The sequence below is a fragment of the Segatella copri genome (assembly GCF_019127135.1).
In the GTDB taxonomy this organism is placed as follows: Bacteria; Bacteroidota; Bacteroidia; order Bacteroidales; family Bacteroidaceae; genus Prevotella.
Genome location: NZ_JAHOEA010000003.1, coordinates 73,856 through 89,840, shown reverse-complemented (window position 1 = coordinate 89,840; position 15,985 = coordinate 73,856). Strand labels below are relative to the sequence as shown.

17 protein-coding genes are annotated in these 15,985 nt (G+C 42.9%); 16 read left to right on the top strand and 1 reads right to left on the bottom strand.

Annotation, left to right across the window (positions count from 1 at the left end; all coding sequences use genetic code 11):
- The first annotated feature begins 3 nt into the window (after positions 1 to 3).
- The 11 genes from rpmD (at position 4) to KSW37_RS01455 (ending at position 6,722) form a co-directional block, all read left to right on the top strand.
- Positions 4 to 180: a 50S ribosomal protein L30 gene (rpmD, locus tag KSW37_RS01505; RefSeq protein WP_006848818.1), complete on the top strand. Its 177-nt coding sequence runs from the start codon at positions 4 to 6 to the stop codon at positions 178 to 180.
- A 26-nt stretch (positions 181 to 206) separates the two neighbouring features.
- The gene (gene rplO / locus KSW37_RS01500) at positions 207 to 653 is read left to right on the top strand and encodes a 50S ribosomal protein L15 (RefSeq protein ID WP_006848817.1); all 447 of its coding nucleotides are present in this window, start codon (positions 207 to 209) and stop codon (positions 651 to 653) included.
- Between the two features lie 4 nt (positions 654 to 657).
- Positions 658 to 1,995 (top strand): preprotein translocase subunit SecY, encoded by a 1,338-nt coding sequence (gene secY / locus KSW37_RS01495; protein WP_006848816.1) that lies wholly within the window; start codon positions 658 to 660, stop codon positions 1,993 to 1,995.
- A gap of 287 nt (positions 1,996 to 2,282) precedes the next feature.
- Positions 2,283 to 2,501: a translation initiation factor IF-1 gene (infA, locus tag KSW37_RS01490; RefSeq protein WP_006848815.1), complete on the top strand. Its 219-nt coding sequence runs from the start codon at positions 2,283 to 2,285 to the stop codon at positions 2,499 to 2,501.
- A 17-nt stretch (positions 2,502 to 2,518) separates the two neighbouring features.
- Positions 2,519 to 2,635, top strand: a complete 117-nt coding sequence (gene rpmJ / locus KSW37_RS01485) for a 50S ribosomal protein L36 (protein WP_006848814.1) — start codon at positions 2,519 to 2,521, stop codon at positions 2,633 to 2,635.
- Between the two features lie 99 nt (positions 2,636 to 2,734).
- Positions 2,735 to 3,115: a 30S ribosomal protein S13 gene (rpsM, locus tag KSW37_RS01480; protein ID WP_006848813.1), complete on the top strand. Its 381-nt coding sequence runs from the start codon at positions 2,735 to 2,737 to the stop codon at positions 3,113 to 3,115.
- A 21-nt stretch (positions 3,116 to 3,136) separates the two neighbouring features.
- A complete protein-coding gene (gene rpsK, locus KSW37_RS01475; protein ID WP_022122153.1) occupies positions 3,137 to 3,526 on the top strand; it encodes a 30S ribosomal protein S11 in 390 nt (129 codons plus the stop codon).
- Between the two features lie 57 nt (positions 3,527 to 3,583).
- Positions 3,584 to 4,189 carry a 30S ribosomal protein S4 gene (gene rpsD, locus KSW37_RS01470; protein WP_006848811.1) on the top strand — a complete coding sequence of 202 codons (606 nt, stop codon included), beginning with the start codon at positions 3,584 to 3,586 and terminating at the stop codon, positions 4,187 to 4,189.
- Between the two features lie 12 nt (positions 4,190 to 4,201).
- Positions 4,202 to 5,197, top strand: a complete 996-nt coding sequence (locus KSW37_RS01465; protein WP_022122154.1) for a DNA-directed RNA polymerase subunit alpha — start codon at positions 4,202 to 4,204, stop codon at positions 5,195 to 5,197.
- Positions 5,198 to 5,228: 31 nt separating this feature from the next.
- The gene (gene rplQ, locus KSW37_RS01460; RefSeq protein WP_022122155.1) at positions 5,229 to 5,723 is read left to right on the top strand and encodes a 50S ribosomal protein L17; all 495 of its coding nucleotides are present in this window, start codon (positions 5,229 to 5,231) and stop codon (positions 5,721 to 5,723) included.
- Positions 5,724 to 5,897: 174 nt separating this feature from the next.
- Complete coding sequence (locus tag KSW37_RS01455; protein ID WP_217313141.1) at positions 5,898 to 6,722, top strand: glycine zipper family protein; 825 nt, start codon at positions 5,898 to 5,900, stop codon at positions 6,720 to 6,722.
- 108 nt (positions 6,723 to 6,830) lie between these two features.
- Here KSW37_RS01455 and KSW37_RS01450 read toward each other — a convergent pair whose 3' ends face one another.
- Positions 6,831 to 7,418 carry a septal ring lytic transglycosylase RlpA family protein gene (locus KSW37_RS01450; protein WP_217313140.1) on the bottom strand — a complete coding sequence of 196 codons (588 nt, stop codon included), beginning with the start codon at positions 7,416 to 7,418 and terminating at the stop codon, positions 6,831 to 6,833.
- A 97-nt stretch (positions 7,419 to 7,515) separates the two neighbouring features.
- Between KSW37_RS01450 and KSW37_RS01445 the strand changes: the two genes are divergently transcribed.
- The 5 genes from KSW37_RS01445 to KSW37_RS01425 all read left to right on the top strand — a co-directional run bounded on the left by KSW37_RS01445 (position 7,516) and on the right by KSW37_RS01425 (position 15,860).
- Complete coding sequence (locus KSW37_RS01445; protein WP_217313139.1) at positions 7,516 to 10,557, top strand: PEP/pyruvate-binding domain-containing protein; 3,042 nt, start codon at positions 7,516 to 7,518, stop codon at positions 10,555 to 10,557.
- Between the two features lie 279 nt (positions 10,558 to 10,836).
- Entirely contained in the window at positions 10,837 to 12,399 is a 1,563-nt protein-coding gene (locus tag KSW37_RS01440; protein WP_217313138.1) for a glycoside hydrolase family 43 protein, read from the top strand.
- A 42-nt stretch (positions 12,400 to 12,441) separates the two neighbouring features.
- On the top strand, positions 12,442 to 13,662 hold the full coding sequence (locus tag KSW37_RS01435; protein WP_217313137.1) for a sugar MFS transporter: 1,221 nt from the start codon (positions 12,442 to 12,444) through the stop codon (positions 13,660 to 13,662).
- Positions 13,663 to 13,925: 263 nt separating this feature from the next.
- Positions 13,926 to 14,939: a class II fructose-bisphosphate aldolase gene (locus KSW37_RS01430; protein WP_153139364.1), complete on the top strand. Its 1,014-nt coding sequence runs from the start codon at positions 13,926 to 13,928 to the stop codon at positions 14,937 to 14,939.
- Between the two features lie 438 nt (positions 14,940 to 15,377).
- Positions 15,378 to 15,860 carry a hypothetical protein gene (locus KSW37_RS01425; protein WP_153138239.1) on the top strand — a complete coding sequence of 161 codons (483 nt, stop codon included), beginning with the start codon at positions 15,378 to 15,380 and terminating at the stop codon, positions 15,858 to 15,860.
- Positions 15,861 to 15,985 lie beyond the last annotated feature (125 nt).

Genomic DNA, 15,985 nt, shown 5'->3' with positions numbered 1-15,985 from the left:
AATATGGCAACAATTAAAATCAAGCAGATTAAGAGTAAAATCGGTGCTCCAGTAGATCAGAAGCGTACACTCGCTTGTCTTGGTCTCCACAAGATTTCTCAGGTTGTTGAGGTAGAGGATACTCCTAGCAACCGTGGTATGATCCGTAAGGTTCATCACCTCGTAAGTGTAGTTGATTAATTAATCTTTTTAAATTAGGAACGATTATGAAATTAAATAATTTGAAACCTGCTGCAGGTTCTACCCATTCACGTCGTCGTATTGGTCGTGGTCCAGGTTCTGGTCTCGGTGGTACTTCTACACGTGGTCATAAGGGTGCCAAGGCTCGTTCTGGTTATAAGAGAAAGATTGGTTTCGAAGGTGGTCAGATGCCATTGCAGCGTCGTGTTCCAAAGGCTGGTTTTAAGAATATCAACCACAAGGAGTACTTCGCAGTAAACCTTTCTACTCTTCAGGCTCTTGCTGAAGCAAAGAACCTTACAAAAATCGGTATTGAGGAACTTAAGGCTGCTGGCCTCACAAACGGCAAGGAGCTTGTAAAGGTTCTCGGTAACGGTGAACTTAAAGCAAAATTGGAAGTTGAAGCTAATGCTTTCTCAAAGACTGCCGAAGAAGCAATCAAGGCAGTAGGTGGTAACGCAACTATAATCTAAGTAAATGAAAAAGTTTATTGAGACACTAAAGAACTGTTGGAAGATAGAGGATCTCCGTCAGAGACTCCTCATTACTCTTCTGTTTACGGCTATTTACCGTTTTGGCTCGTTTGTGGTACTTCCAGGTATCAATCCGGGCATGTTGGAAAAACTTCAGTCGCAGACCTCTGGCGGTCTTATGTCGCTATTGGACATGTTCTCTGGTGGTGCATTTTCCAATGCATCTATCTTTGCACTCGGAATTATGCCTTATATCTCAGCTTCAATCGTTATGCAGCTCCTTGCTGTCGCTGTGCCTTATTTCCAGAAGATGCAGCGTGAGGGCGAGAGCGGTCGCAAAAAAATACAATGGTATACTAGAGTCCTGACTGTGGCCATTTTGGTCTTTCAGGCTCCTAGTTACCTTTTGAATTTGAAAATGCAGGCTGCTAATGCTCTAGCCACAGGTATCAGTTGGACGGTATTCATGATTCCGGCAACAATTATCTTGGCTGCAGGTAGTATGTTTATCCTTTGGTTAGGTGAACGTATCACTGACAAGGGAGTAGGTAATGGTATCTCTCTTATTATTATGATTGGTATTATCGCCCGTTTGCCACAGGCTTTCGTTCAGGAGGTAACTTCTCGTTTGCAGGCAATTTCTGGTGGTGGTCTTATCATGTTCATCGTTGAGATCCTTATCCTTTATGCTGTAGTTTGTGCTTCAATACTTTTGGTACAAGGTACACGTAAGATTCCTGTACAGTATGCTAAACGTTTGGTTGGAAATAAGCAATATGGTGGTGCACGTCAGTACATTCCTTTGAAGCTTTTTGCTGCTAACGTAATGCCTATCATCTTTGCTCAGGCTTTAATGTTTATTCCATTGGCGATAGTTCGCTATCAGTCTGAAAATGCTAGTAGTGTTGTTCAGCAGTTGATGGATAATCGTAGTTTGCTATATAATGTTGTTTATGTAATCTTGGTTATTGCATTTACTTATTTCTATACAGCTATTACATTGAATCCTACTCAGATGGCTGAGGATATGAAACGTAATAATGGTTTCATTCCTGGCGTAAAACCAGGAAAGGATACAGCTGAGTACATTGATACCGTAATGTCTCGTATTACTTTACCAGGTTCGTTATTTATTGCGTTTATCGCAATTATGCCTGCTTTAGCAGGACTTCTCGATGTACAGCAAGCTTTCTCTCAATTCTTTGGAGGTACATCTCTATTGATTTTGGTTGGTGTTGTCATTGACACATTACAACAAATCGAGAGTCATTTGCTTATGCGCCACTATGATGGTCTTTTGAATTCAGGCCATACCCGTCAGGGTGGTGTTGCTGCATATTAATCTTTTTCTTTTGAAATGAGAAATTTCTGAAGACAGAAGATGAAATTTTTTTGAGTTCAGTTTTTTCTTTATATAAGTAAGGCTGACTTGAATTTACTATATTATGTGAGACGACTCTCCATTTGGATAGGTTATCCTTATCCACTTGGAGAGCCTTTTCCCGCTAATATGTCATCTAATTATGTTTTTCATCAGATATTGATGACACAAGGTTGCTCGAAAAGATAAAGCAAAATTTTATCTTCATTCGTAGAAGTTTAACATTAAGAAGGACAAATATTTATATTATGGCAAAACAAGCCGCTATTGAGCAAGATGGAACTATTGTAGAAGCATTGTCAAATGCGATGTTCCGAGTAGAATTAGAGAATGGAGTTGACATCACAGCTCATATCTCTGGTAAGATGAGAATGCATTACATCAAGATTTTACCTGGTGATAAGGTAAAGGTGGAGATGAGTCCATATGACCTTACCAAAGGTAGAATTGTTTTTAGATACAAATAATAATCATATATAAGGTTATGAAGACAAGAGCATCATTAAAGAAGCGTTCAGCTGACTGCAAGATCGTTCGTCGTAAAGGTCGTCTGTTCGTTATCAACAAGAAGAACCCTAAGATGAAATTACGTCAGGGTTAATGTTAAAGTATTGTAAAAGTGCCGTTATTTCAAAAAATAGTTGTACTTTTGCACCGCTTTAAACGAAAGGTATTAATTTTTTAATTATTTATTTAAACAATGGCAATAAGAATTGTTGGAGTAGATTTGCCCCAGAATAAGCGTGGCGAAATCGCATTGACCTATATCTATGGTATTGGTCGAAGTAGTTCAGCAAAGATATTGGATAAGGCCGGTGTAAACCGTGACCTGAAGGTTAGCGAGTGGTCTGATGACCAGGCAGCTAAGATCCGTGAAATTATCGGCGCTGAGTTCAAAGTTGAAGGTGATCTCCGTTCTGAGATCCAGATGAACATTAAGCGACTGATGGATATTGGTTGCTATCGTGGAGTTAGACATCGTAATGGTCTTCCAGTTCGCGGTCAGAGCACTAAGAATAATGCTCGTACACGTAAGGGTAAGAAGAAGACTGTTGCTAATAAGAAGAAGGCTACTAAGTAATTCTGAAGGAGGAAATTAATTATGGCAAAGCAAAAAGCAACATCTAAGAAGAGAAATGTACGCGTTGACGCTATCGGTCAGCTTCACGTTCATAGCTCATTCAATAACATTATTGTATCTCTTGCTAACAATGAGGGTCAGATCATTTCTTGGTCTTCAGCTGGTAAGATGGGTTTCCGTGGTTCTAAGAAGAACACTCCTTATGCTGCTCAGATGGCTGCTGAGGATTGTGCAAAGGTCGCTTTTGATCTTGGTCTTCGTAAGGTTAAGGCTTATGTTAAGGGTCCAGGTAACGGCCGTGAGTCTGCTATCCGTGCTATTCACGGTGCAGGTATCGAGGTTACTGAAATCGTTGACGTAACTCCATTACCACACAATGGTTGCCGTCCTCCAAAGCGTCGTCGTGTATAACGCTTGAGGTTAGCATTATTAATTAAGATACAAACAATATAGCATTTATATAATATTATGGCTAGATATATAGGTCCGAAATCTAAAATTGCGCGTCGTTTTGGTGAGCCAATCTTCGGCGCTGACAAAGTTTTGTCCAAGAGAAACTTCCCTCCTGGACAGCATGGCAACAACCGTCGTCGTAAGATGTCTGAGTACGGTGTCATGTTGGCAGAGAAGCAGAAAGCTAAGTACACTTATGGTGTATTAGAGCGTCAGTTCCGTAATATGTTTGATAAGGCTGCTAAGGCTGATGGTATTACTGGTGAGGTTCTTCTTCAGAATCTCGAGTGCCGTCTTGATAACGTTGTTTTCCGTCTTGGTATCGCTCCAACACGTGCTGCTGCGCGTCAGTTGGTTGGTCACAAGCACATCGTTGTTGATGGTAAGGTAGTTAATATCCCTTCTTTTGCAGTTAAGCCTGGTATGGTTGTTGGTGTTCGTGAGAAGTCTAAGTCTCTCGAGGTTATCGAAGCAGCTCTTGCAGGTTTCAATCATAGCAAGTACCCATGGATTGAGTGGGACGATAATTCAAAGAGCGGTAAGTTCTTGCACAAGCCAGAGCGTGCCGACATTCCAGAGAATATTAAGGAGCAGTTAATCGTTGAGTTGTACTCTAAATAAATCATTACATTAATGGCGATATTAGCATTTCAAAAACCTGATAAAGTAGTAATGTTAGAGGCTGATAACCAGTTCGGAAAATTTGAATTCCGTCCTTTGGAGCCTGGCTTTGGTGTTACCATTGGTAACGCCTTGCGCCGCATTCTCCTTTCATCATTGGAGGGTTATGCTGTTAACACTATCCGCATTGCGGGTGTTGAGCATGAGTTCTCTTCAGTTCCTGGTGTTAAGGAAGATGTTACTAACATTATCTTGAATCTCAAACAAGTTCGATTCAAGCAAGTAGTAGAAGAATTCGAGAATGAGAAAGTTAGTATCACCGTTGAGAATTCTACAGAATTCAAAGCAGGTGATATCGGTAAGTATCTGACTGGATTTGAAGTGTTAAACCCTGATTTGGTGATTTGTCATTTAGATGCCAAAGCTTCGATGCAGATCGATTTGACTATTAATAAGGGACGTGGTTATGTTCCTGCTGATGAGAATCGTCAATTCTGCACTGACGTTAACGTTCTCCCAATCGATTCCATCTACACCCCTATACGTAATGTAAAGTACGCTGTAGAACCATATCGTGTTGAGCAAAAGACCGACTATGATAAGCTCGTACTTGAAATTACAACAGATGGTTCCATTAGTCCAAAGGATGCTCTGAAAGAGGCTGCGAAGATTCTTATTTATCACTTCATGCTCTTCTCTGATGAGAAGATTACTCTTGAGACACAGGATCAGGAGAGTAATCAGGAGTTTGATGAAGAGGTTCTTCATATGCGCCAGTTGCTTAAGACTCGTCTCGTAGACATGAATCTTAGTGTTCGTGCCCTCAACTGCTTGAAGGCAGCTGATGTTGAGACTCTTGGTGATTTGGTTCAGTTTAACAAGACTGACCTCTTGAAGTTCCGCAACTTTGGTAAGAAATCGCTCTCAGAGCTTGATGATTTGCTCGAGAGTCTGAATCTGTCTTTTGGAACTGATATTTCAAAGTATAAATTAGACAAGGAATCTTAAAGGTTCGAAGTCCAAAAAGTAAAAACAAAAAATGAGACATAATAAGAAATTCAACCATTTAGGTCGTACTGCTTCTCATCGTAACGCGATGTTGGCTAACATGGCTTCATCACTTATCTTGAGCGAGCACAAAAGAATCACTACGACCCTCGCAAAGGCAAAGGCTCTTAAGAAGTATGTTGAGCCATTGATTACTCGTTCTAAGAACGATACAACAACTTCACGTCGTGTAGTTTTCCGTTATCTTCAGAATAAGTATGCTGTTAAGGCTCTCTTCGGTGAGGTAGCTGAGAAGGTAGCTAACCGTCCAGGTGGTTACACTCGCGTAATCAAGTTGGGTACCCGTCAGGGTGATGCAGCTGAGATTGCTTTCATCGAGCTCGTTGACTTTGATGAGAATATGGCTAAGACTCAGAAGGCTGCTGCTAAGAAGACTCGTCGTAGTCGTAAGGCAACAAAGGCTGAAGAGGCTCCTGTAGCTGAGACTGAGGCTCCTGCAACTGAGGAGGCTCCAAAGGCTGAATAATTTTCAATCATCTCAGATAAATTTAGCGTCCTTGTCTTTACAAGGGCGCTTTTTTGTCCCTTTTTCAAAACTATCTGCTCTTTTAGGGTTTTTCCTAATCATTATTAGGGATTTTTTTGTTTTTATTCTTTTAGTTCTTTGTATCTTTGCAGCAGAAATTTAAGCTTAATGAAGATGAAAAAGATTATGCTTTTTGTAGCTTGCTCTTCTTTGCTGTTGAGTAGCTGCGATACTTATACGGGAAGTGGCGCTTATGCTGGTGCCACATTTGGTTCTATTCTTGGTTCAGCTATTGGTGGCTTGTCTGGTGGTCCTAGAGGTTCTGATATGGGTACTATTATTGGCATGGCTGGTGGTGCTGCCGTTGGAGCGGCCATTGGTAGTCAGGCTGACCAGAAGTCTCAGCAGCAAAGAGAATCTGTTTATCGGGATAGATCACACCGTGATCATCATTCTTATCAGGATGGAGTTTACCAGCAATCTTCTCCAGTTTATTCCAATGACGAAATCTTTGATTCAACTAATTCGGGTGATGATAGGATTTATGATTTCAATGATAGGGATTATACCGGAAGTTATAGTGCTCAGCAGCCTGTAGCTACTATTCCTAGTTCTACTCTGGAAGAACTGGGGCAGAATTATGCTTATTCATCCTCTTTGGAAATAATGAATGCTCGTTTTGTTGATTCCAATGAGGACAATACTTTGAATCGGAATGAAACAGCTAAGGTTATTTTTGAAATCCGAAATAACGGACCTCACACTTTATTTGATGTAGTTCCTACCGTTATTGAGACTACCGGCAATAAGCACATTTTCATTTCTCCAAGTGTTCATGTAGAAAGTATTGCTCCTGGCCATGTGATTCGATATACAGCAATGGTCAAGGCTGATAACCGTTTGAAGAATGGTACAGCTTGTTTCTGTGTTTCAGTTATACAAGGCGGTAACACGATTTCTAAGGTTAATCAGTTTGATATTCCGACAAAATCCAGATAAAATTCCGGTATGATAATGAAATGTGTGATAGTATCTTATTTTAGGATTCTGTTATATATACAAAGGTAAAGGCGAGAATCAATGATGATTCTCGCCTTTACCTTTTGTTTAATCTATATTGTGCTTTTTTAATTCAGACTTGGTTACCTTTTTGCTTTTATGGTGCTCTGTTTTATTTATTACCTTTGAAGTAATTTTATTTGTTTCTTTTTTACTGCTGTGATGATTTTTCTTATTCCTGTTAGGAGTTCCCCATTTGTTAGGAAATTCATATTCAGTTTCAGCCACTTCGAAATCAATCTTAGGCAATTTTGTGTCCTCTGGCTTGTAAGGAATCGGGCTTTCCAGCATTTCAACTTTTACAGTAGCTACGCCTTGTGAAATCATACCAATTTCTTTTGCAGCCTTCCATGATAGGTCAATGATTCTACCTCTTCCAAACGGACCTCTGTCAATGACTTTTACGATAGTACTTTTGCCATTGCTAAGGTTTGTAACCTTGAGATGCGTTCCGAAGGGATAAAACCGATGTGCGCATGTTAAACTGTCATGATGTATTCTCTGTCCGCTTGCAGAGCGGGCACCTGTTGCTCTCTTAGAGTAATATGATGCCTTGCCGTGCTGGTGCTTTTGTCCGTAGCATGGAACCATGCTGAATATAGCCAAGATGGCTGTGATGAAAGATTTTGTAACCATATCTTCATGTTTTATGGCGCAAAAATAAAAAAAAATGCTGAAAGATGCAAGTAAATCTCAGAAAATCAGTATCTTTGCACAAACTTTAACTTCATTTATGGAAAATAATATACCTCAGGAGTGGAATAAATTCTACTTGAAAGACGTATCGTTTGTGAATCTGATGATGCGCCGTATCTACAATGTACTGATTGTAGCCAATCCTTACGATGCGTTCATGCTTGAAGATGATGGACGTATCGAGGAGAAGATATATAATGAATATATGGAGCTTGGTCTCCGCTATCCGCCAACCTTTACTCAGGTTTCTACTACCGAAGAGGCTGCTGCTGTGCTGCGTTCTACCGTCATTGATCTGGTGATTTGCATGCCTGGCAATGCTGACAATGATGCCTTCGACGTAGCGCGCGACATCAAGGGTAAGTTTCCCAATATCCATTGTGTAGTTCTTACGCCTTTCTCTCATGGCATTACCAAGCGTATGCAGAATGAAGACTTGAGTATCTTCGATTATGTCTTCTGCTGGCTTGGCAACACCAATCTTATTCTGTCAATCATCAAGCTGATAGAGGATAAGATGAATCTTGAGCATGACATACAGGAAGCAGGCGTGCAGATGATTCTGCTGGTAGAAGATTCTATCCGTTTCTATAGTTCTATATTGCCTAATCTCTATAATTACATATTGGAGCAGAGTAAGAACTTTTCTAAGGAGGCTTTGAACCGGCATGCAGCTACCATGCGTATGCGTGGCCGTCCTAAGGTGGTTTTGGCTCGTACTTATGAGGAAGCCCAGAAACTGTATGACAAGTATTCTGATAACACGTTGGGTGTAATCAGCGATGCACGTTTCCCGTTAAAGAGTGCTGCCAAAGCTTTTGGTAATGAGGTGATGCCTGAAGAGAAGCCTAAGCATCGTACGGATACTTTCGGTCGCGAGAAGTGTCCTGATGCTGGTTTGCAACTCTTCCGTTATATCAGGAAGAACGATCCTTTCGTTCCGCTTATCATAGAAAGTTCTGAAAGTGAGAATCGTGCGAAGGCAGAGGCTGAAGGTTTCCGATTTGTTGACAAGAACTCGAAGAAGATGAGCGTAGATCTTCGCCGTCTGATGGAAGAGCACATGGGCTTTGGCGATTTCATATTCCGTGATCCTAAGACCCATGAGGAGATTATGCGCATTCATAGTTTGAAGGAATTGCAGGATAACATCTTCAATATTCCTAATGATTCCATGCTCTATCATATCAGCCGCAACCATATGAGCCGTTGGCTTTGTGCTCGTGCCATCTTCCCTGTATCTGCTTTCCTGAAGCATGTTACCTGGGAGAAATTGCAGGATGTGGATGCTCACCGACAGATTATCTTCGATGCCATCGTGCAGTATCGTCACATGAAAAACATCGGTGTCGTAGCAGTTTTCGACCGCATGAAGTTTGACAAGTATGCCCACTTTGCCCGCATTGGTGAAGGATCCCTGGGCGGAAAGGGTAGGGGACTAGCCTTCCTCGACAACATCATCAAGCGCCATCCTGAGTTCAACCAGTATGAGAATGCCACCGTGCAGATTCCGAAAACCGTGGTGCTCTGTACCGATATCTTCGACGAGTTCATGATGAGCAACAATCTCTATCCGATAGCTTTGAGTGATGCTAGCGACGATGAGATTCTGAAGCACTTCCTGCATGCCCAGCTGCCCGATTCGCTGATAGCCGACTTCTTCACCTTCTTTGAGGCAACCAAGAGTCCTATCGCAATCCGTTCAAGTTCGCTGCTCGAAGATGCCCACTATCAGCCATTTGCCGGTATCTATTCTACCTATATGATTCCATATCTGGAAGATAAGTATCAGATGCTGCAGATGCTGGCCTGTGCCATCAAGGGTGTCTATGCTTCTGTGTTCTATCGCGACTCGAAGGCTTACATGACCGCTACGAGCAATGTCATCGATCAGGAAAAGATGGCTGTTATCTTGCAGCAGGTTGTGGGCAAAGACTATGGTACAAGGTTTTATCCTACCATGAGCGGTGTGCTCCGTTCGCTCAATTATTATCCGATAGGTGATGAAGAAGCTGAAGAGGGTATAGCCAGTCTTGCCTTGGGCTTGGGCAAATATATCGTAGATGGAGGTCAGACCCTTCGTGTTTGTCCTTACCATCCGAATCAGGTGCTCCAGACATCTGAAACCGAGCTGGCTCTGCGCGACACCCAGACCCAGTTCTATGCGCTGGATATGAAGCATGTGGGCAATGATTTCAAGGTAGACGATGGCTTTAATATCCTCAAACTCCGGGTGAAGGATGCTGTAGAAGACCAGAGTCTTACCTATATCGCATCTACTTTTGATCCATACGATCAGGTCATCAATGATGGAGTCTATGAGAATGGCCGCAAACTGATAACCTTCTCAAGTGTGCTCCAGCATGGAGTGGTGCCTTTGCCAGAGATACTGCAGATGTCGATGAAGTATGGAGCAGGGGCTATGCGCAGACCAGTGGAGATAGAGTTTGCCTGCAATATCAATAATGACAGGACTTGTGAATTCTATCTTCTTCAGATTCGTCCTATCGTCGATGCCAAGGAGATGCTTGATGAAGATGTGAAGGCTATCCCTGATTCCGACTGCCTGTTGCGTTCGCACAATTCGCTGGGTCATGGCATCAGCGAAGATGTGGTTGATGTGGTTTATGTGAAGTATGATGACCATTTCTCTGCGATGAATAATTTTTATGTAGCCGATGATATAGAACGAATCAACCGCAAGTTCCTTGCTGACGGCAAGAACTATGTGCTGATAGGTCCTGGCCGTTGGGGCTCCAGCGACCATTATCTGGGTGTACCTGTGAAGTGGCCGCATATCAGCGCAGCCCGGGTTATCGTAGAGGTGGCTCTGAAGAATTACAATATCGATCCGAGCCAGGGTACTCACTTCTTCCAGAACCTCACCTCTTTTGGCGTGGGATACTTTACGGTAGATACAAATACCGGTGAAGGCGGCTTTGTAAATAAGGAAATCCTGGATGCAATGCCGGCTGTTGAGGAGACTCAATATGTCCGTCATGTGCGCTTTGAGCACCCGATGAGAATCCTGATGGATGGTAAGAAACAGGAAGGAGCCGTCTTGATTCCGAAGGAATGACGGGAAGAGTTGTCTCTGAACAGACATCAGAAACTTTTTATTTCTAGTTAAAGATGTATTTACAGTAGAATACAATCTTCGTTCATCGACGCTGAATGTCCGTTCAGCGACGTTGAACCGCCGTTCATCGACGCTGAACCGCCGTTCAACGTCTATGAACGGAGATTTCATCTGATAGTAAAGACAATTTTATTTGATATAAACAACAAATAATCCTGGGAAAGTTTGGAATTTTCATCGAAAAGCCTTACCTTTGTTCCCATCTAAAATGAATGCCTTATGAGAAAGCAAAAACTGTTTGTACTATTATGGATGCTGGTATTGACATGCTTGCCGGTATCAGCTGAGGAATATCGTAATCCGGTTATTCCAGGTTATCATCCCGACCCATCCGTGTGTCGGGTAGGAGATACGTTCTATCTCGTCAACTCTTCATTCCAGTATTTCCCCGGTGTGCCAATCTTCCAGAGTAAGGATTTGGTTCATTGGCAGCAGATTGGTAATGTGCTCGACCGCGAGAGTCAGGTTCCTTTGAAGGGTGCCAGTTCGTGGCTTGGCATCTATGCGCCTACCATCCGCTATCATGAGGGAACTTATTATATGATAACTACCAATGTAGGCAACGGTGGCAACTTCATGGTTACTGCCAAAGACCCCCGTGGTCCTTGGAGCGAGCCTGTCTGGCTGAAGCAGCAGGGCATCGATCCTTCGCTTTATTTCGAAAACGGAAAATGCTACATGGTGAGCAATCCGGGCGATGCCATCTGGCTCTGTGAGATAAACCCAAAGACGGGCGAACAGCTTACAGAGAGCAGGAAACTGTGGCAGGGGGATGGCGGACGCTATCCTGAAGGACCGCATATTTATAAGAAAGACGGCTATTACTATCTTCTCATTTCAGAAGGTGGAACCGAACTGGCGCATCGTCTTACTATCGCCCGTAGCAGGAATATCGAGGGACCTTACGAGAGTAATCCGAACAATCCGCTTCTTACCAACTGCAGCCGTCTGGGACAATCGATGCAGATTCAGGGTACCGGTCATGGCGACTTGGTTCAAGCTGCCGACGGAAGCTGGTGGATGGTATTCCTGGCCTATCGCAACTTTGGCGGTTCTTATCATCATCTCGGAAGAGAAACCTACCTGGCTCCTGTGGAGTGGAAGCAGGGAGAATGGCCTGTTGTGAACGGCGGATTGCCTGCAGATACGTTGATGAAGGCTAAACTGTTGCCTGGTGTTCCTTTGGAAAAACATCTTGAAGCAGATGCAGAGGATGCACCGACGACCGGATCTTTCGAATGGGTACAGTTGCAGAATCCTATTCCTGACAAATATCTGCGCAATGATACGATGGCCGTGGATGAGAAGTTCTTCGTGCGTCTTTATCCTCATGGAACCCTGACGCAGAATCAGCAGCCTACCTTTGTGGGGCGCAGGCAGGAGAGTGCCAACTTTATCTTGGAGACGGATGTCGTAACGAAAGGTGATGCTGAGGCAGGTCTGTCTGTCTATCAGATTCATGATGGTCATCTCGACCTCTTCGTTTCAAAGAAACAGGTGGCTTTGCGCTGCAAACTGAAAAGCATCGACTATGTAGTGAAAGGCGTTCCCCGTTTGCGCAAAGACGCCGTAAAGTTGCGTATCAGCAGCGATGGCGAGATGTACCGTTTTGCCTATTCTTTTGATGGAAAGAAATTCTATGATTTGGGTTCCATGAACTGTTCCCTGATGAGTACTGAGGTTGCCGGTGGATTTACAGGCGTGGTTCTCGGTATGTTTGCAGAAGGCAAGGAAAAGAGTGGATATGCCGACTTTGGCTATTTCCATTACAACGAAAAATAAAATGTATTTCTATAACTCTTTATAGAAGAAAAGATAAATAAAATGTTAACAGAACAACAGACAGAAACAAATCAGACAAACGACAGGAAATATCTTGTCCCGTTCATTCTCATTACGTCGCTCTTCTTTTTGTGGGGCTTCGCTCGTGCCATTCTGGATGTGCTCAACAAGCATTTCCAGAATGCTCTGCACATCAGTATTACTCATTCCGCCCTTATTCAGGTTACTACCTATCTGGGTTATTTCCTGATGGCAATACCTGCTGGCTTCTTTATCAACCGTTATGGTTATCGCCGTGGCGTGGTCTTCGGTCTGCTCCTCTTTGGTGTGGGCGCCTTGCTCTTTATTCCAGGTGCTGCGGTGGGCAGTTTCTCAGCATTCCTGCTCTGCCTTTTCATTATCGGGTGCGGTTTGGTGTTCCTGGAAACAGCCGCCAATCCCTATGTTACCGAACTGGGTGCCAAGGAAACAGCTACCAGCCGACTGAACTTATCGCAGTCGTTTAATGGATTGGGTGGCATTTTTGCCACACTTTGCATCGGTCAGTTCCTCTTCAACCAGACCGAAGAGGGCGGCAATGTGGTGGTGCCTTATACCATTCTGGGTATTCTGGTTTTGGTGATAGCTCTGGTTTTCTCACGTGTAGATTTACCGGAAATCAGTCATGTGGCAACAGCAGAAGATGAGGCAGCCGGTTCTAATATCAGCAAACTCTTTTCCCATCACAAGATGTTCGTGTTTGGACTTCTGGCTTTGCTGAGCTATGAAGTGGCAGAGATTTCAATCAATTCCTATTTCATCAATTTCGTAACGGGCATGAAATGGATGGACGACCGCACGGCTTCCGTAGCCCTGACTTGTGCGTTGGCATTCTTTATGGTAGGCAGATTTCTCGGTTCCTGGATTATGCGCCGCATCAAGGCAACAACGATGTTGCTGATCTGCGCTTTGGGGTGTGTTGTCTGTATACTTTTAGTTCTGTCAAATCTGGGTAAGATATCGCTGGTAGCCCTGCTTTGCAACTATATGTTCGAGGCCATCATGTTCCCTACCATCTTCAGTATCGCCCTCACGGGTTTGGGCAACCTTACCAAGACAGCCTCTTCGCTTCTGATGATGACGCCAATAGGAGGTTGCGGTTTCCTGTTGATGGGACTCATCGCCGACCGTACTCATTTCACGCTTCCTTTCCTGGTACCGCTCGTAGGATTTGTCATCGTTCTGGCTTATGCGGCTCGTGAATATAAACTTGCCAAGAAGTAACTGGCGGTTGGACAGAAAGATGTAAATATAAAGATGTTAAATTGCTAACTGCGTTTAGCAAAAACTTTGTGTTTTGTAGGATATAGGTGCGGAATTAACTTTTTTAACTCGATTGCAACACGAAAAATCGAATTATCATTTTGTTGTCTCAAAAGAAAAAAGTAAATTTGCACTCGGTAAGGAAAGAGCCTCATAAGTTCTACACCTTATTATATATATGAAAGAAAAGAATGTTTCATTAAACAATAAAATTAATAACAATTATGGCAGTAGATTACAAGAAAATCGGTCTTGTGAACACTAAGGAGATGTTCGCAAGAGCTATCAAGGGCGGTTGGGCCGTTCCTGCTTTCAACTTCAATAACTTGGAGCAGCTCCAGGCTATCATCCAGGCTTCTTCAAACTTGAAGTCACCAGTTATCCTTCAGGTATCTAAGGGTGCTCGTAAGTATGCTAACCCTACATTGCTCCGCTACTTGGCAGAGGGTGCTGTAGAGTATGCTAAGGAGTTGGGTTGCAACCATCCTGAGATCGTGCTTCACCTCGATCACGGTGATAGCTTCGAGACATGTAAGAGCTGTGTAGACTTCGGTTTCTCTTCTGTAATGATCGACGGTTCTGCTCTTCCATACGAGGAGAACATCGCATTGACAAAGAAGGTTGTTGACTACGCTCATCAGTTCGGTGTAACTGTAGAGGGTGAGCTCGGTGTCCTCGCTGGTGTTGAGGATGACGTTGTAGCTGAGGAGTCTCACTATACAAAGCCTGAGGAGGTTGTTGATTTCGCTACACGTACAGGTGTTGATTCATTGGCTATCTCTATCGGTACTTCTCACGGTGCTTACAAGTTCAAGCCAGAGCAGTGCACACGTGACCCTAAGACTGGTCACCTCGTACCTCCTCCATTGGCATTCGACGTATTGGCAGCAGTTGAGAAGCAGCTTCCTGGTTTCCCTATCGTTCTCCACGGTTCTTCTTCAGTTCCTCAGGAGTATGTTGATATCATCAACAAGTTCGGTGGTAAGTTGCCAGATGCAGTTGGTATCCCAGAGGAGCAGTTGACTAAGGCTTCTGAGAGCGCTGTTTGCAAGATCAACATCGACTCTGACTCTCGTCTTGCTTTCACAGCAGGTGTTCGTGAGACATTGGCTCTTCACCCAGAGTACTTCGACCCACGTCAGTACTGCGGTAAGGCTCGTGAGTACATGGTTGACCTCTATAGCCACAAGATCAAGGATGTTCTTCATTCTGACAACAAGTTGGCTAACCTCGACTAATCTTCGAGATTTTACAACACAAGATATGAGCGGGAATCCGAAAGGGTTCCCGCTTTTGTTTTATCCCCTTTTTTCTCGTAGTCATTCAAACTGTCAGCAGACAAGGCACATTGTGCACGATAACATGAAAACCTTTACATTATTTAACTATGAAAACTTGCATCCTATTGACTTTTTTCCTATATTTGCAATGTACAAACGAAAGAAAAGGACATGTAAGAGGGGTACAAGCCCTATAGTAAATGATAAGCAATAGTAAATGATAACCAATAGTAAATGATATCACTCCTCCCAACATATCATTTGTGTAATTGTAAAAGATGATTTAGACCGAAAGGTGTTTGTTTTTAAAAGCATCGGATGGTAATGGCCGAAAGGCTGGAATCTGAAGATGACAGGTTTAAATGATAATGAAAACAATTAGTAAATGGTATAACTATGAAGAAGTATTTTATGATGGTCATCGCTATGACTATGATGACAATAGGATTTGTTAGTTGCAGTGCATCTGACGATGAAATGGGTGAAACAGTTAGTCGCGTTACCACCGATGAGTCAGGTTTCTCTTTGCTCAGCTATTCCATGACTGCGGGCTCTGCCGTAAGCGAGGAGTCTAACAGTAAGGCTGAGAATGATGAGAAGTTGGTTTGCAAGGTTCTTCCGGGTGGTCAGCTGATGCTGACTCATAAGAATGTAATCTTCGACCAAGGTACAAATATCAAGTTTGCAACTCAGTTGGTTGGCAAGAAGTTAATCATTACCGAAACAGGTGATTATGGAAAGTCTGGTCAGTATGGTTATTATACGCTTGTTGCCAAGGTAGGAACAGTTAAGGATGGTGACTATGTGGTTGTTGTAAAGCGCAATGATCACGTTCGTGAGGAGTTCAAGTTGATGTATGACTCTTCCCGAGCTAATTAAGATACATATAAATAGTAAAATGCAATTCAGATATATAATAAATGATATGAAGTTACAATTATAATGAATGGTATGTTGATATATAATATACGAAGTTAAGACAAATGATAGTAAATGATATGTTT

What these genes read in the sequence shown, in the direction of transcription:
- rpmD (WP_006848818.1), top strand. Translation starts at nt 4, where the DNA reads ATGGCAACAATTAAAATCAAGCAGATTAAGAGTAAAATCGGTGCTCCA.
- rplO (WP_006848817.1), top strand. Translation starts at nt 207, where the DNA reads ATGAAATTAAATAATTTGAAACCTGCTGCAGGTTCTACCCATTCACGT.
- secY (WP_006848816.1), top strand. Translation starts at nt 658, where the DNA reads ATGAAAAAGTTTATTGAGACACTAAAGAACTGTTGGAAGATAGAGGAT.
- infA (WP_006848815.1), top strand. Translation starts at nt 2,283, where the DNA reads ATGGCAAAACAAGCCGCTATTGAGCAAGATGGAACTATTGTAGAAGCA.
- rpmJ (WP_006848814.1), top strand. Translation starts at nt 2,519, where the DNA reads ATGAAGACAAGAGCATCATTAAAGAAGCGTTCAGCTGACTGCAAGATC.
- rpsM (WP_006848813.1), top strand. Translation starts at nt 2,735, where the DNA reads ATGGCAATAAGAATTGTTGGAGTAGATTTGCCCCAGAATAAGCGTGGC.
- rpsK (WP_022122153.1), top strand. Translation starts at nt 3,137, where the DNA reads ATGGCAAAGCAAAAAGCAACATCTAAGAAGAGAAATGTACGCGTTGAC.
- rpsD (WP_006848811.1), top strand. Translation starts at nt 3,584, where the DNA reads ATGGCTAGATATATAGGTCCGAAATCTAAAATTGCGCGTCGTTTTGGT.
- KSW37_RS01465 (WP_022122154.1), top strand. Translation starts at nt 4,202, where the DNA reads ATGGCGATATTAGCATTTCAAAAACCTGATAAAGTAGTAATGTTAGAG.
- rplQ (WP_022122155.1), top strand. Translation starts at nt 5,229, where the DNA reads ATGAGACATAATAAGAAATTCAACCATTTAGGTCGTACTGCTTCTCAT.
- KSW37_RS01455 (WP_217313141.1), top strand. Translation starts at nt 5,898, where the DNA reads ATGAAAAAGATTATGCTTTTTGTAGCTTGCTCTTCTTTGCTGTTGAGT.
- KSW37_RS01450 (WP_217313140.1), bottom strand. Translation starts at nt 7,418, where the DNA reads ATGGTTACAAAATCTTTCATCACAGCCATCTTGGCTATATTCAGCATG.
- KSW37_RS01445 (WP_217313139.1), top strand. Translation starts at nt 7,516, where the DNA reads ATGGAAAATAATATACCTCAGGAGTGGAATAAATTCTACTTGAAAGAC.
- KSW37_RS01440 (WP_217313138.1), top strand. Translation starts at nt 10,837, where the DNA reads ATGAGAAAGCAAAAACTGTTTGTACTATTATGGATGCTGGTATTGACA.
- KSW37_RS01435 (WP_217313137.1), top strand. Translation starts at nt 12,442, where the DNA reads ATGTTAACAGAACAACAGACAGAAACAAATCAGACAAACGACAGGAAA.
- KSW37_RS01430 (WP_153139364.1), top strand. Translation starts at nt 13,926, where the DNA reads ATGGCAGTAGATTACAAGAAAATCGGTCTTGTGAACACTAAGGAGATG.
- KSW37_RS01425 (WP_153138239.1), top strand. Translation starts at nt 15,378, where the DNA reads ATGAAGAAGTATTTTATGATGGTCATCGCTATGACTATGATGACAATA.